The sequence below is a fragment of the Planotetraspora thailandica genome (assembly GCF_016863335.1).
In the GTDB taxonomy this organism is placed as follows: Bacteria; Actinomycetota; Actinomycetes; order Streptosporangiales; family Streptosporangiaceae; genus Planotetraspora; species Planotetraspora thailandica.
In genome coordinates this window covers 1-14,575 of the sequence record NZ_BOOR01000002.1, presented here as the reverse complement: position 1 = coordinate 14,575, position 14,575 = coordinate 1, and the positions used below count along the sequence as shown (strand labels likewise).

Annotated in this window: 15 protein-coding genes; 4 read left to right on the top strand and 11 right to left on the bottom strand. The window is 71.2% G+C overall.

Going from position 1 to position 14,575, the window contains the following annotated elements:
- Positions 1 to 50: 50 nt before the first annotated feature.
- The 7 genes from Pth03_RS00080 to Pth03_RS00050 form a co-directional block, all read right to left on the bottom strand.
- Positions 51 to 974, bottom strand: a complete 924-nt coding sequence (locus Pth03_RS00080; protein ID WP_203941964.1) for a hypothetical protein — start codon at positions 972 to 974, stop codon at positions 51 to 53.
- A 95-nt stretch (positions 975 to 1,069) separates the two neighbouring features.
- A complete protein-coding gene (locus Pth03_RS00075; RefSeq protein WP_203941963.1) occupies positions 1,070 to 2,035 on the bottom strand; it encodes a copper transporter in 966 nt (321 codons plus the stop codon).
- Entirely contained in the window at positions 2,032 to 3,228 is a 1,197-nt protein-coding gene (gene steA / locus Pth03_RS00070; RefSeq protein ID WP_203941962.1) for a putative cytokinetic ring protein SteA, read from the bottom strand. Before steA ends, Pth03_RS00075 begins: the two co-directional genes overlap by 4 nt.
- A 94-nt stretch (positions 3,229 to 3,322) precedes the next feature.
- The gene (recN, locus tag Pth03_RS00065) at positions 3,323 to 5,041 is read right to left on the bottom strand and encodes a DNA repair protein RecN (RefSeq protein ID WP_203941961.1); all 1,719 of its coding nucleotides are present in this window, start codon (positions 5,039 to 5,041) and stop codon (positions 3,323 to 3,325) included.
- A gap of 121 nt (positions 5,042 to 5,162) precedes the next feature.
- Positions 5,163 to 6,080 carry an NAD kinase gene (locus tag Pth03_RS00060; RefSeq protein WP_239118647.1) on the bottom strand — a complete coding sequence of 306 codons (918 nt, stop codon included), beginning with the start codon at positions 6,078 to 6,080 and terminating at the stop codon, positions 5,163 to 5,165.
- 134 nt (positions 6,081 to 6,214) lie between these two features.
- On the bottom strand, positions 6,215 to 7,024 hold the full coding sequence (locus tag Pth03_RS00055) for a TlyA family RNA methyltransferase (protein ID WP_203941960.1): 810 nt from the start codon (positions 7,022 to 7,024) through the stop codon (positions 6,215 to 6,217).
- A gap of 43 nt (positions 7,025 to 7,067) precedes the next feature.
- Positions 7,068 to 7,376, bottom strand: a complete 309-nt coding sequence (locus Pth03_RS00050) for a hypothetical protein (RefSeq protein ID WP_203941959.1) — start codon at positions 7,374 to 7,376, stop codon at positions 7,068 to 7,070.
- A 295-nt stretch (positions 7,377 to 7,671) separates the two neighbouring features.
- Between Pth03_RS00050 and Pth03_RS00045 the strand changes: the two genes are divergently transcribed.
- Positions 7,672 to 8,040, top strand: a complete 369-nt coding sequence (locus Pth03_RS00045; RefSeq protein ID WP_239118646.1) for an SCP2 sterol-binding domain-containing protein — start codon at positions 7,672 to 7,674, stop codon at positions 8,038 to 8,040.
- 121 nt (positions 8,041 to 8,161) lie between these two features.
- Here the strand turns inward: Pth03_RS00045 and Pth03_RS00040 are convergent, their stop codons facing one another.
- Together Pth03_RS00040 and Pth03_RS00035 are read right to left on the bottom strand one after the other, a co-directional pair.
- Positions 8,162 to 9,160 (bottom strand): HAD-IIA family hydrolase, encoded by a 999-nt coding sequence (locus Pth03_RS00040; protein ID WP_203941958.1) that lies wholly within the window; start codon positions 9,158 to 9,160, stop codon positions 8,162 to 8,164.
- On the bottom strand, positions 9,157 to 9,585 hold the full coding sequence (locus Pth03_RS00035) for a tetratricopeptide repeat protein (protein WP_203941957.1): 429 nt from the start codon (positions 9,583 to 9,585) through the stop codon (positions 9,157 to 9,159). The genes Pth03_RS00040 and Pth03_RS00035 overlap by 4 nt, the downstream gene beginning before the upstream one ends.
- A gap of 84 nt (positions 9,586 to 9,669) precedes the next feature.
- Here Pth03_RS00035 and Pth03_RS00030 point away from each other — a divergent pair, with 84 nt between their 5' ends.
- Positions 9,670 to 10,896 carry a DUF1015 family protein gene (locus tag Pth03_RS00030; protein WP_203941956.1) on the top strand — a complete coding sequence of 409 codons (1,227 nt, stop codon included), beginning with the start codon at positions 9,670 to 9,672 and terminating at the stop codon, positions 10,894 to 10,896.
- On the opposite strand, the gene Pth03_RS00025 is transcribed toward Pth03_RS00030, so the two are convergent.
- The gene (locus Pth03_RS00025) at positions 10,893 to 11,306 is read right to left on the bottom strand and encodes a single-stranded DNA-binding protein (protein WP_203941955.1); all 414 of its coding nucleotides are present in this window, start codon (positions 11,304 to 11,306) and stop codon (positions 10,893 to 10,895) included. The two genes, Pth03_RS00030 and Pth03_RS00025, sit on opposite strands and share 4 nt — an antisense overlap.
- 104 nt (positions 11,307 to 11,410) lie before the next feature.
- Here Pth03_RS00025 and Pth03_RS00020 point away from each other — a divergent pair, with 104 nt between their 5' ends.
- Positions 11,411 to 12,340, top strand: a complete 930-nt coding sequence (locus Pth03_RS00020) for an MBL fold metallo-hydrolase (protein ID WP_239118645.1) — start codon at positions 11,411 to 11,413, stop codon at positions 12,338 to 12,340.
- A gap of 69 nt (positions 12,341 to 12,409) precedes the next feature.
- On the opposite strand, the gene Pth03_RS00015 is transcribed toward Pth03_RS00020, so the two are convergent.
- Positions 12,410 to 13,471: a hypothetical protein gene (locus Pth03_RS00015; protein WP_239118644.1), complete on the bottom strand. Its 1,062-nt coding sequence runs from the start codon at positions 13,469 to 13,471 to the stop codon at positions 12,410 to 12,412.
- Positions 13,472 to 13,996: 525 nt separating this feature from the next.
- On the opposite strand from Pth03_RS00015, the gene Pth03_RS00010 reads away from it, so the two are divergent.
- The coding region (locus Pth03_RS00010; protein WP_203942043.1) for a hypothetical protein at positions 13,997 to 14,575 on the top strand (579 nt) is incomplete at its 3' end.

The following is a 14,575-nucleotide window of genomic DNA, read 5'->3' as shown; positions in this document are numbered from 1 at the left end:
CCGGCCGACGGCGCCCGCCCGTAAGCGCCCACTTCGTACTGGACCAGAGGTCACTGGGCCTGCCCGGCGGCGGGGGCCTGCGGCGGGCGGCGACCCAGCATGTCGATCGTGTTGAGCACCGGGTTGCCCGCGATGACCTTGGTGAAGCTGATCTTCTCCGAGGCGGCGGTCAGCGCGGCGACCGTGCCGAGCAGCACGAGGCGGCCGGGACGGCCCAGCCGTACGGTCGCGGCGAGACCGATGAGCGCGCCGAGCGCGTTGGCCCCGGCGTCGCCCAGCATGGCCCGCTCGCCGAGGTCCTCGGGCAGTAGCGCCGCGGCCGCGCCCAGAGGGATCGCCGCGAGCGTGGCGGCACGGGAATCGGCTCGCAGCGACGACGCCACCACCGGGATGCCTGCCAGCAGGCCCACCTTGATCGCGCGGCCGGGGCGCAGGTCGAAGAGGTTGGCCAGGTTGGCGGCACCGGCGATCAGCGCGCCGTCGACCAGGGTGTCGAAGACCCGCCCTGCCCTGCCGGGCTGCGTGCCGGCGGACGACGGCGACAGCGCCGCGGCGGCCAGGCCGGTCGCCCCGATGCCGAGGATCTTCACGGCGCCGCTGGTGACTTCACCGCGGGCGAGCGCGCTCAAATGCCCTTTGAACCCCTTGGACGAGGTGGTGCCGAACAGGTCGTCATAGGCGCCGAGGACGCCGGATCCCACTCCGGCGAGCAGGCCCGCCGTCTTGAGCCGCGCGGGAATGCCGGGTGTGAGGGCCACGGCCGCGCCGGCTCCCGCGACGAACGCGGGGCCTTCCAGCAGGGTGACCGGCTCACCGCGGTGGTTCGTCCTGGTCCAGTACTCGTCGGCGGTCTTCGCGTCGCCGAGGGGTGGACGCCGCTTGAAGGCGGCGTAGGCGGCCCGAGCGGCGACGGCGCCGAGCACGGCCCCGAGCGCGGCACCGGCCAGTGCGCCGAGTGGTGAGCGATGGGCCACGGCTGGTTCCTTCTTCTCCGGCCCTCTCAGGCCTTGACCTTTCGGCGCCTCCACGGCGCCCGGGGGTGTGACGCGCCAGGCTTCTCAGCGGGCCGTCAGCCTCGCGCCTCAGGGCTGGCGCTGGGCTCGACCGCGGGCTCGAACGAGGACGAGCCGCTGCCGACGCCGTACGTGCCGGACCGGCCGCTCAGCTGTTCCTGAAGAGCGTAGACCAGCACGACGCGGCCCGCGGCGCTGTCGACGGTGTCCAGGGTCGACACGTTGGATGCGGCGTCGCCGGTGTCGTGGAGGAGCGCGATGGCCCCTCCGGTGCCCGACGCCGTCGTGCTGCCGGCGAGCACGGTGCCGAGGTCCATGTTGTCCAGGCCGGCGGCCATCGCCACGACGGCGGTCGTCTGCCCCTCGGCCTCATCGCCCTCGTACGGCTGGGTCGGGGCCAGCACGATCGCCATGGTGGCGCGCTTTGTGGGATCGCCGCTCACGGCCAGGAAGCCGGCGCTCTGGAACGTGTCGAGCACGCTCGACGCCAGCGGGTTCTCCTGTCCCGCCTTGGACCGGTCGTTCGTGACCAGCGCCCCAGCGAGGACCGTCGCCGCCTTGTCGTACGGCGTGGCCCCGTCGGGGAAGGCCGTACCGGCCGGGGCGAGCGTGCTGGCGAGCTGGTCGACCATGGACGCCTGGTCACCGGCGGTGAACTTGTCGGTCAGGCTGACCCGGCCCGTGTAGAAACCGCCCGCGCTGTCGACGAGCTTCTCGATCGGGTCGCGCAGGCTGGTCGGGGCTCCGGGGGCCTCCACGAGGACGACCCGCTCGCCCGGCAGCTGGCCGTGCACGAGCTGGTCCAGGTGCGTCGTCACGAGGGAGTCGTTGCCCTCGTCCCGGGCCTGCAGAGCGGAGATCTGGTCGAGGTACTGGGCGTTGAGCCGCTCCATCGACGCGGTCGTCTTCTCGGCCGTCTTGAAGAGCGTCGGTTCCAGCACCGTGCTGCCGAGCACGATGCCGACCGTGAGGGCGAGGAAGATCGCCACGATGGAGACGAGGTGGTAACGAAAATCGATCACGAGAAGAGTCCGACCAGCCAGAAGATGAAGCCGTTCCAGGCGACGCGCAGCCCGTTCAGCCATACCTGGCCGATCGGCGAGACCGACAGAACAACGCCGATCGTGATCAGTGTCGTCGCGACGAGAAGCAGCAGGCTGGAGGTGGAGATCCTGCTGCGGTAAAGCCTGCTGACGCCCTTGGCGTCCACGAGTTTGCTGCCGATCCTCAGCCGGGTGAGGAAGGTGCTGGCCATGCCCGAGCGGCCCTTGTCGAGGAACTCGTCGAGGGTCCAGTGCGTGCCGACGGCGACGATGAGCGACGCGCCCTTGTCGTCGGCCAGCAGCATCGCGATGTCCTCGCTCGTGCCCGTGGCGGGGAAGACGACGGCCTGCTTGCCGAGTTGCTCGACACGTTCGAGGCCGGGCGCCCGGCCGTCCCGGTAGGCGTGCACGACCAGCTCGGCCCCGCAGCTCAGCGCCTTCTCCGAGACCGAGTCGAAGTCGCCGATGATGATGTGCGGTGTGTAACCGGCCTCGACGAGGGCGTCCGCTCCGCCGTCCACGCCGATCAGCACCGGGCGGTACTCCCTGATGTACGGCCGGAGCGTGGCGATGTCCTCTTTGTAGTGGTAGCCGCGGACCACGATGAGGACGTGACGGCCCTCGACGGACGTGCGGATGTCGGGCACGCCGACGCCGTCGATGAGCAGGTCGCGCTCACGCTTGACGTACTCCATGGTGTTGGCGGCGAACGCCTCGATCTGGACCGCGAGACCTGCCCTGGCCTCGGCCATCGCGGCGGCGACCGTCTCCTGGGTCTGGGCCTCGCCCTTCCCGACGACCTCGTCGTCGAGGTAGATCATCCCTTCGTGGACGCGCACGACGTCACCGTCGGAGATGCGCTCGAAAAGCTCGGGAGAGGCGTTGTCCACCACGGGGATGCCGGCGTCCAGGAGGATCTGCGGACCGAGGTTCGGGTAACGCCCGCTGATGCCGGTGGCCACATTGACCACGGCAGCGGCGCCGCACGCCACCAGCGCCTCCCCGCTGACCCGGTCGACGTCCACATGGTCGATGATCGCAATTTCACCGGCGTTGAGACGCTTGGTCAGCCTCTTCGTCCGCCTGTCGATTCTCGCCACAGCCGTGACCCCGGGAAGGTCTCCGACCTTCCGGCGGCGGAGGCCCGGAACATTCAAGCTCAGGACCTTCATCAAGAACCCATCCTGCCAGAGGCGGCGGCCGGAATGGTCACGCACCCCGCAGTGTGTTGTTTTTGTCACAATGAGTTATGGGCACGATCAAGGACTATCCGGCGGCTTTGTCCGCCGCCGCGATGGACAGCAGTTCGGCCGCGTGCGCCCTGCCGAGCTCGGAATCCTCCAGGCCGGCGAGCATTCTCGACAACTCGCGCGCCCGGCCCTCGTGGTCCAGTGTGACCACGCCGCTGCGCACCACGCTGCCGTCGCTCGCCTTCTCCACGACGAGGTGCTGGTCGGCGAACGCCGCCACCTGAGGAAGGTGGGTCACGACGATGACCTGCGCGGTGCGGGCCAGCTTCGCCAGGCGCCTGCCGATCTCGACGGCCGCCTTGCCGCCCACACCCGCGTCGACCTCGTCGAAGACGAACGTCGGAACGGGGTCGGCCCCCGCGAAGACCACCTCGATCGCCAGCATGACCCGGCTGAGCTCGCCTCCGGAGGCGCCCTTGGTGAGCGGCAGCGGCGGCGCGGCGGGGTGGGAGGCCAGGCGCAGCTCCACCTCGTCGACTCCGTGCGGGCCGAACTCGCCGCTCTGCGTCATCGCCACGCTCACCCTGGCGTACGGCATGGCCAGCGCGGCCAGTTCCGCGGTCACGGCTTCGGCGAAGCGCTCCGCGGCCCCGGAGCGGATGGCGGTCAGGTCGGCCGCCAGTTCCTTGAGCCGCTCGGTCAGCTCGGTGTGCTCGGCCGTGAGCTCCTCGATGCGCTCGTCGTCCCCGTCGAGCTCGCCGAGGCGTTGCGCCGCCTGCTGCGCCCAGGCCAGCACGGCCGACACGTCCTCGCCGTACTTTCGGGTCAGGCCGGTCAGGATGGACCTGCGCTCCTGGACGGCGGCCAGCCGTGCGGGGTCGGCGTCGACGGACTCGGCGTAGGCGGCCAGTTCCGTCGCGACGTCGGAGATGAGGTAGCCGGCCTCCGCGAGCCGGTCGGCCAGCCCGGCCAGCGCGGGGTCGTACTCCCGCACCGCCTCGACGGCCGACTTGGCCAGCCCCACCAGCGACACCGCGTCGTGCACGCCGTCGGTGCTCGACATGGGGTCGCCGAGCAGCGCCGTGTGCGCGGTGGTGGCGGCCGTGCGCAACGCGTCGGCGTGGGAGAGGCGCTCGGCCTCCTCCTTCAGCTCGGCGTCCTCGCCCGCCCTCGGCTCGGTCTTCTCGATCTCCTCCAGCCCGAAGCGCAGCACGTCGGCCTCCTGCGCGCGCTCCTTGGCCTTGACGGTGAGCTCATGCAGCAGGTCGCTGACCTGCTTGTGCCGCTTGTACGCCTGTTCGTAGGCGCGCAGCGGCTTGATGAGCTCGTTTCCGGCGTAGCGGTCGAGCGCGGCACGCTGCCGGCCGGGCTGGAGCAGCCGCTGCTGGTCCATCTGCCCGTGCACGGCCACCAGGTCGTCGGCCAGATAGGTCAGCGTGCCGACCGGTACGGTCCGGCCGCCCAGCCACGCCCGTGAGCGCCCCTCCGTCGACACCGTGCGGGAGATGATCAGCTCGCCGTCCTCGATCTCGCCGCCGACGTCGAGGACCTGCTGTGCCACCCGGCCGTCGGGCCGGACGATCAGCGTCCCCTCCACCGTGGCCTTGGCCGCGCCCGGCCTCACCCGTGCGGGATCGGCGCGCCCGCCGAACAGCAGTCCGAGCCCCGTGACGACCATCGTCTTGCCCGCGCCGGTCTCACCCGTGACGACGGTGAAACCGGGTGACAACTCCAGGACGGCTTCGTCGATCACACCGAGCCCCTGGATGCGGACCTCCTCGACCCGTGGTCGCACTGGTCACTCCATTCCGCCGACCGATTCCGCCAGAGATCCTACGCGCAACTCGCCAAGATTTTCGAGGACTGGGGATGCCGCCGGGATCCGCGGACGGCCCCAGCCGAGGTCATCGGGGGGGTCATTGGGGCCTGCTGCGGCCACGCCACCCTTCTACGGGCAGCTCGAACTTGGCGACCAGCCGGTCGGTGAACGGCGACGCCGTTTCGCCTGGCAGGAGGCGGGCCAGCCGTACCGGGATGCCGGCGCGGGTCACCTCGACCCGCGCGCCCGGGGGAAGGTCGAAGCGGCGGCGGCCGTCACACCACAGCACGCCTCCGCCGGTCTCGGGGACGATCTCCACGGCGATCTCCGAACAGGGCGAGACCACCATCGGCCGGGCGAACAGCGCGTGCGCGCTGTTGGGCACGAGCAGGAGCGCCTCCACCTCCGGCCAGACGACCGGGCCCCCGGCCGAGAAGGCGTAGGCCGTCGAGCCGGTCGGCGTCGCGCAGATCACGCCGTCGCAGCCCCAGCGGGACAGCGGCCGGCCGTCGATCTCGGCGACGACCTCCAGCATGCGGTCCATCTTCTCGACCGACGCCTCGTTGAGCGCCCAGGTCCTGGCCAGGGTCTGGCCGTTGAGACGCACGACGACCTCGATCGTCATGCGTTCCTCGACGTCGTAGCGGCTCTCGACGACCCGGTCCACGGCGGTGGCGAGGTCCTCCACCTCCGCCTCGGCCAGGAATCCGACGTGTCCGAGGTTGACCCCGAGCAGGGGGACGCCCGCCGGGCGGGCCAGCTCCGCCGCGCGCAGCAGCGTCCCGTCGCCGCCCAGCACGATGATCAGCTCGGAGTCCTCGATCGCCTCCGGGGTCTCGGGGACGACCTCCGCGCCGGCGCATCCCACTTCCTCGGCTTCGCCGTCCAGGACGCGGACGTTGAGCCCGGCGCCGAGGAGGCGCCGCATCACCAGATGGGCGCTGCGCACCGCCGGCTCGCGGCCGGTGTGCGCCGTGACCACGATCGTCCGCTTGACGCTCGCGCGGTCGCTCACGTGGTCCTCACCGTCGTCGCATCGATCGTCGTCATGCCGCTCACCGCCGTCCACGTGTGCCCAGTGATGTGCCCGGTGATGTGCCGGGTGTCATGCCCGTGCCGTACAGGATGCCGTTCTGGACAACACCTCCGTCACTGGGGGCCTTCCGCCACCGCCCGCTCGACGGCCGATTCGAGGTCGGGCACGGGCTCGTGTCCTGGCCCCTTCCCGAGCCACAGGAGATATTCCACGTTGCCCGAGGGCCCAGGCAGCGGGCTCGCGGTGACGCCCTTCACGGCCAGCCCGATGGCCTGGGCCGCCTTGGCCGCGTCGCGGACGGCCTCGGCGCGCAGAGCCGGGTCGCGCACCACGCCGCCCGCGCCCACCCGGTCCTTGCCGACTTCGAACTGCGGCTTGACCAGCATGGCGAATTCGGCGTCGGGCGCGGCGCAGGCGGCCAGGGCGGGCAGCACGAGGCGCAGGGAGATGAACGAGAGGTCACCGACGATCAAGGTGGGCGGCTCCCCCACCATTTCAGGGGTCAGGTCGCGCACGTTCACCCGTTCCATCACGGTGACCCGGTCGTCCGTGCGCAGAGACCAGGCGAGCTGGCCGTAGCCGACGTCGACGGCGAGCACGTGGGCTGCGCCGTGCCGCAGCAGCACGTCGGTGAAGCCGCCGGTCGAGGCGCCCGCGTCCAGGCATCGGCGGCCTTCCACCGTGAGGCCGTCGAACGCCTCGAGTGCCCCGAGGAGCTTGTGCGCCCCCCGGGAGACGTAGTCGGGCCCCTCTTCGCCCTCGGCCACCACGATGGCCGCCGCGGTGTCGACCTGGGTCGCCGGCTTCGCCGCCACCTGGCCGCCCACCGACACGCGGCCCGCCCCGATGAGCTGCGCCGCCTGCTCGCGGGAGCGGGCGAGCCCCCGGCGCACGAGCTCGCTGTCCAGCCGCAGACGCTTCATCGGGCCCGCCGCCCGTGCACGCGTGGGGGGGAGACGTCCCGCGTCACCGCTCGCCATCCTGGACGGGTTCGTCGACCGACGCCAAGACGGCCTCGAGGCCGGTGAGCACGTCTTCGAAGAGTCCGACGTGATCCGAGACGGGGGCCTCGGCCAGCCGCGCCAGCGGGGTGAGCGCCCCCTCGACCCCGCCCTCGGCCGGGGGCTGCGTCTCGGCACCCCGCGCCCCGGGGACCGCATCGCCTGGAACAGGGCGCTCTCCGGACGCCGCACCGTCCCGTTCGGCGGGTTCCTCCCCCGCCCGGGCGCTCGGGACGGCGAGCCAGGCCGGCGCTTTGCTTCCGATCTCCGTCATTGGTCCCCTCCTGGGCGCCCGCTCTTATGCTCGTCCTGGCGTTGGTGTCTATGCTGGTCCGGGCGCTGACGAGCCATGGTCGCCGTGTCGCGCGCGGGATGGCCCGGACATCTCGCAGCCGTCTCGAACGGTAGCGGAACCCTCCGGCGCCTGCGTATTCACGACGACTTCCTTACGCGGCCCGGCCGGGCGCGAGTAAGGCTGGAAGCGATTTCCCGGCAGGCCCCGTGCCGGTATCGCGCGGGGTTCGCCTGGAACGCTACCGTCCCTAGTAGCCCGTAACTGATATTGGTCCGTGGGAAGAGAGTGGGAGCACATGGCGACCGTCGAGGAGTGCCGGGCGGCGCTGGAGAAACTCGTCGAGCATTTCAAGGAGATCAGCGCGGAAGATCGCGCCAAGCACGTCGTCGAGCGCAGGCTTGCCTGCCGCATCTCCGACCTCGGCGTCACCTTCTACGGCCGGATCCACCGCGACGGGCTCGACCCGTTCAAGGAGGTCGCCCCGGAGGACGGCCGCCCGGCGGAGGTCAAGCTCACCCTGTCGAGTGAAGATCTCATCTCCATGGTCAACGGCGACCTCGACATGGGGCGCGCGCTGCTCGGCGGCCGGGTCAAGATCGACGCCAGCCTGGGTGACCTTCTCCGCCTGCGCAGGCTCCTCTGACCGCCCTCCCGCACGATTGAGCACGCCTTACGGCGGCTCGCCCTGTCCAGGGACGCAGGGCGGCCTCCTTCGCCGTGCTCAAGATGGCGTAAACCCCGGCTGGGGCGGCCCTAGAACGGGCTCAGAACCCGAGCGCCGTGGGAACGGCCTTGACCGCGTCCTCATCGGCTCGGCCGTCGCCCGCGGCCTCCCACGTCGCGGCGCAGGCGGCCCGCAGGCCGTCCACGCGATCGCCATCGCCGGAGACGCTCAGGCGCCCGCCCTCCCAGACGGCGGTCCACCCTCCGCAGGTCCACCCCGAGGAGCCGTGCCGTACGCCGGGCACGCGGGCGTGCAGACCCGACAGGTCGGCGGCTATGTGGGTGGGGCGGTGGGCCGGTGCGGCCGTGAGCAGGTCGAGGGGGCCGGTCACGCCGGTGAGCACGAGCAGGCTGTCCACCCCGGCCCGGGTGGCCCCCTCGATGTCGGTGTCCAGCCGGTCCCCGACGATCAGCGGCCGCTCGGCCCCCGTGCGGATCACCGATTCGCGGTGGAGGGGCGGCTCGGGCTTGCCCGCCACGACGGGTTCGACCCCGGTGGCCGCGGCGATGACCCGGCTCATCGCGCCGTTTCCGGGAAGCTCACCCCTGCCCGTGGGCATGGTCGCGTCGCCGTTGGCCGCGACGAACCACGCGCCCTGCCGTACGGCGAGGGTGCCCTCCGCGATCAGGCCGTAGGACAGCCTGTCCCAGATGCCCTGGATGACCGCGGCCGGGCCGTCGAGCGCGGTCGTGACAGGACGCAGGCCGTGCGCCCGTACGGCGGCGCGCAGGCCCATCCCACCTACGATCAGCACCGCCGAGCCAGCCGGCACGTGTTCGGCCACCAGGCGCGCGGCGGCCTGGGCCGAGGTCACGACGTCCTCGGGGGCGGCGGACACCCCCAGGCGGCGCAGGTGCTGGGCGATCGCGGCCGGGGTGCGCGACGCGTTGTTGGTCACGAAGGCCAGCCGTACGCCGCCCTTCCTGGCTTTCTCCAGCGCCTCGGGAGCGGCGGGAACGGCGTGATCGCCGAGGTAGACGACGCCGTCGAGATCGAGCAGAAGCGTGTCATAGGCCTCGACCAAAGTCGTCACGGTCATGCCTCCCTCGCCCGAAGGGTGGCCCTGACCTGGGTGAGCGCGGAGACGTAGTGGCGCAGGGGACGCATGGCGACCGCCATCGCGAGCGGTTCCTGGGCGGCCTCGATGTCCCCGGTGCGCCACAGGGCCATGCCGAGGCCGTAATAGGCGTAGTCCTCGGTCGGGTTGGCGTCCACGATCAAACGGAAGCTTCCGGCGGCCTCGGTGTAACGGCGGGAGTTGAACTGGGCCCGGGCGAGCGCCTCGCGGATGCTGTGGGACTCCGGCTCGGCCTCAGCGGCACGTTCGAGAAGGGCGGCCGCGGCGGCGGGGCTTCCGTCCGCGAGGAGCTTCACGCCTCGCTGGTACCACTCGTACACATCGCCGGACGGGCCGCCGGGCGGATAGCCCGCAGCATCAGACGCTCCGTTTCGTCCCTGGATCATGGGGAAAGGCCTCCTGCAACCGATTTCACGAAGAACCGGGCACCGCAGCGTCGGGGAGCCGGGCCTTATGGCAACATGCCCGGTATGGAGAGTTCTGAACGGGCGGGACTGGTGCTACGTCCGTTCCGCGGCGTGCGATTCGCGGTGGACGATCTGTCCGCGGTCACCTCCCCGCCTTACGACCTCATCTCCCCGGACGACATGCGAGATTTGCTCGCTCGTCATGCGAACAACGTGGTGCGCCTGATCCTTCCCGGAACAGGGCATTATGGCGAGGCCCGGGAAATTTTGGAGCAGTGGCTCACGTCCGGCGTGCTCGCCGTCGACGACGTTCCCGCGCTCTACGTCTACGAGCAGAGCGCGACCGGGCTCATGCAGCGCGGGCTGATCGGCGGGCTCGGCGTCGGCTCCGATGCGGTGCTGCCACACGAGAACGTCATGCCGGGCCCGGTCGCCGACCGCCTGGCGCTGATGCGGGCGACCGAGGCCAACCTCGAACCGATCTTCCTCCTCTACGAAGGCGGCGGAGCCGCGTCACGGCTGGTCAACGAGGTGGCGGGTGAGCGGACGCCCCTGTCCGAGCTCACGACGCCCGACGGCGTGCGCCACCGGCTCTGGGCGGTGACCGACCCGGCCGAGATCGCCGCCGCCGGCGAGGACCTGCGGGACCGGCAGGCGCTCATCGCCGACGGCCACCACCGCTACGCGACCTACGAGGCGCTGCGCGCCGACCACCAGGGGGCCGGCCCCTGGGACTACGGGCTCGCCTTTCTCGTCGACTCCCTCGTCTACCCTCCCGATCTGCGGGCCATCCACCGTGTGATCCCCGGCCTGCCCCTCGACGAGGCGGTCGCCCGGGCGAAAGGCGCATGGCAGGTGCACGAGTTCGCCGCGCTCGACGACGCCCTCACCGGCCTGGCGACCGCGACCGGTCCCGCATTCGTGCTGGCCGGAGACGGCACCTCCCACCTGCTGACCGACCCCGACCCGCTGCAACTGGCGCACGCGATGCCGGGCGAGCGCTCGGCGCGCTGGAGGTCGCTGGACACCTCCGTCCTCACCTCGTTCCTGATGCCCAAGGTCTGGGGCATCGAGGACAGCGAGGACGCGGTGCTGGTCGTGCACCACGACCCCCAGGCCGCCGTACGGCTCGCCCGCAGCCGTGGGGGCACCGCCGTACTCCTCAATCCGCTGTCCACCGTCGACGTGCTGGCGGTGGCGGCAGAGGGCGAACGGGTGCCGCGCAAATCGACCTCGTTCGGCCCCAAGCCCCGCACCGGCCTGGTCCTGCGCGTCTTCGCCGCGGACTAGTCGCCGTCGCCGCTCCCCGCCTCGTGGCCCGTGTCCGTCGCGGACTCGAGCGCCGGGGTGATCGTGTCGGTGCGGCTGTCCGCGGCGGCCTGTTCCTCGGGAGCCGGGGGCGGGTCGACGCGACGGGCCGTGTGGACCTCGACCTGATAGCGGCTGCCGCCTCTCCACCAGCGGCGGCGTAGAGCCCCGGATACCTCGATGAGGTCGTCGACCCGCCAGCCCTCGAGCATTCCACGCACCCCGTCGTCGAAGGTGGCGCACTCGATCGCGTCGGATCGTTGATGGCCGGCGTGCTCGTCGGGCCTGCGTACGGCAAGCCGCCAGTGGGTGAGCAGGCCGCCGCTGGGCAGTTCCTTGCCGGCCGGCTCCATGGAGAGCCGGCCCACGAGTGTGACCTCGTTGCGGTGCATGTGATCCCCTCTCAGTCGTGGAGATCACTTTGTGTGAATAGGCTGGGTCGCTGATGGGCTGAATGCGATTCTGTGGACGCCGGTTCTGATTGCTGGGGTGGCCTGTGGACAACGTGAAACCGCTCGGCGGCGACGTGTACGAGATCGACACCCGCATGGCGGGCTATTCAGGCATCACCGCCGGCTATCTCATCCTCGGCGACCGGCCGTGCCTGGTGGAGACCGGCACGTCCACCTCGGCTCCGGTGGTCAGGGACGCCCTCGCGTCGCTCGGCGTCGGCCCCGGCGACCTGGCGACCGTCGTCGTGACGCACATCCATCTCGACCATGCGGGAGGCGTCGGGGACATCGCCGGGTTCTACCCGTCCGCCGAAATCGTCGTGCACGAGAAAGGTGCCCGGCACCTCGCCGACCCCGAACGGCTGATGGCCAGCGCGAAGATGGTCTGGGGCGACAAGCTGGACGTGCTGTTCGGCAGGCTCGCCCCCACCGACGCCGCCAGGATCCGGGCGCTCGGCGACGTCGGCAGCGTCGACCTCGGCAACGGCAGGACGTTGTCGAGCCACTACTCGCCCGGGCACGCCAAACACCATGTGGGCCTGCTCGACTCCCTCACCGGAGACCTGTACGTGGGGGATGCGGCAGGCGTCTACATGCCGGAGACCGGCGACCTGCGCCCGGCGAGCCCTCCGCCCGACTTCGACCTGGACGTCGCACTGAAGTCCATCGACCTGTTCACGGCGCTCGCGCCGCAGCGGTTGCTCTTCAGCCATTACGGCCCCGTCGGCGACGTGTCCGCGACGCTCGAACGCTCCGCGGAGGAGCTGCGCGTGTGGGTCGACCTCACCAAGCAGGCCCGTACGGCAGGGCTCGATCTCGATCACGCCGTCGCGATGGTCCGCGACCGGACACGCGAGCGTTACAGGGCCCTCCAAGCGGACCAGGAGACCTCTGAGCGTTTCGAACTGCTCAGCGGCGCGGAGTCGAACGTCGCGGGCATCATGCACTGGCTCGACCGCATTCCCACCCGCTGATCGCGGACGCGCGAAGGGCGCCCCTCCCCGGATCTTCACCTGGGAGGCGGCGCCCTTCTCAATCACCGGTCAGGGCTGACGCCTGTCGTCGTCTTCCTCGTCCACGTCGGCGGGCCGGTCCCCGAAGTCGGGCTCGATGAACGCCGGGCCGAACGTCGGCACCTCGTTCTTCTCGCCCGCCGCGGCGGCATCCTTGGACTCGCCGGCCTTGCCGTTCTCCGGCGTCTGGTCGCTCTCCGGCTCGCCCGCTTTCCGGTTCGTTACGGCGACCGGGGTCTGCTCGCCGGAGTTCACCGCGTCGTCGTCGGTCGCCCGCGCGTCGAGGATGTCGCCATCCTTGTCGTCTTCGTCGTCTTCGTCGTCGTCATCGTCTTCGTCGTCTTCGTCGTCGTCATCAGGCTCGTCGTCCGAGTCGTCCTCAGCCTCATCGGAGTCGGCGGAGTCGTCTGCAGGCTTCGCGGACAGGTCCGCCACTGCTTCATCCGCCGCCTCGTCGCCGAAGTCGTCCTCATCGAGGTCCGCTTCGTCGTCGAAATCTTCCTCGATGTCCTCGATCACTGCCCCGGTGAGCTCCGCATACCGCTCGGCGGCGTCGGTCTCACCGTCCTCGTCGAAGGTCATCGCCCGCTCGAACCATTCGACGGCCGCGGCTTCGTGCCCGGCGGCCGCCAGCGCGTCGGCGTATGCGAACGCCAGCCGCGCCGACCAGGGCCGGGGCTGAGGGTCGCGCAGTTCGGGGACACGCTGAAGCGTGACCACGGCCGCGTCGAACTGGTTCATGTCACGGCGTGCGCCGGATTCGACGATCGCCAGTTCGATCCTCCCTTCCCGGTCGAGCCGCTCGGCCTCAGGAGAGCGGACCAGGTCAAGTGCCCTTTCGGGACGGCCGAGGCCTCGCTCGCAGTCCGCCATGATCGGCAAGTAGGCGTCCGATCCGGTCATCCGCCGCGCGGCCCGAAGGTCGGCGAGGGCCTCGGCGTACTGCCCGGCGCGATAGGCCGCGATGCCGGTCGCCTCACGCACGACCCCGATGCGCCCGGCGAACCGGCGAGCGACCTTGGCATGCTCGTAGGCACGCTCAGGCTCGTCTTCGCTCAGCGCCCGTGCCGCCGCGACCAGGTGGCTGGCCACCAGGTCGGCCAGATCGTTGGGCAGGGACCCGAGGCCCGCGCGGGTCTCGCGGTCCAGTTCGTCCGGCGTGATGTCAGCCTCAAGCTCGGGAAGCTTCTCCCGCTCGAGTGGCTCTTCGGTCTTGCCGTACCTGCTGCGGCTGCCTTCACCGGCCTCCCGGCTGAACGGCCGAGGCCCGCCGCGATCGCCACGGTCCCTTCCGTCGCTGAAGGGGCGCGATCCACGATCACGTGATTCTGGGCGTTCGCGGTCCCGGAAGGACCGCGCCTCCTGGCCGCGATCACTCCAGGAACGGCCCTGCTCCCGGCCTTCGCCCTGCTGCCCGCCCCGGTAGCCGCCTCGATCGTCGCGGTCGCGCGAGCCGTACCGGCCACCGAACCCGCCGCCACCCTGCGGCGCAGGACGGCCGCCCTCGCGGTCGCCGCCGAAACGCCGGCCGCCGTCGCGGTCCTCGAAGCGACGCGGGCGGTCATCGCGGAATCCGCGGTCTCCTCCGCTGCGCTGCGGCCGGTCTCCGTACGATCCTTGGGGACGGTCGGACCGCTCCCGGCCCCGCTCGCCCCGGCCGGCCGATTCGTCGCGGTCGCGGAACGGACGGCCGCCGCGGTCGTCGCGGTCACGGAAGGGACGGTCACCCTCACTACGGAAGGGACGCCCACCACGGTCATCGCGATCGCGGAAGGGACGGTCACCCTCACTACGGAAGGGACGCCCACCACGGTCATCGCGGTCACGGAATGGACGATCACCCTCACTACGGAAGGGACGCCCACCACGGTCATCGCGGTCGCGAGAGCCGTACCGGCCCCCGAAGCCGCCCCCACCACCCTGCCGCGCAGGACGGTCGCCAGAGCCTTCACGACGGCCACCATCGCGATCACCGCCGAAACGCCGACCACCCTCGGCCCCGAAACCACGGTCATCCCGACCAGGCCGCCCACCACGATCATCGGACCTGAACGGACGGCCGCCGCGGTCGTCGCGGTCGCGGAAGGGACGGTCACCCTCGCTACGGAAGGGACGCCCACCGCGGTCATCGCGGTCACGGAATGGACGATCACCCTCACTACGGAAGGGACGCCCACCACGATCGTCGCGGTCGCG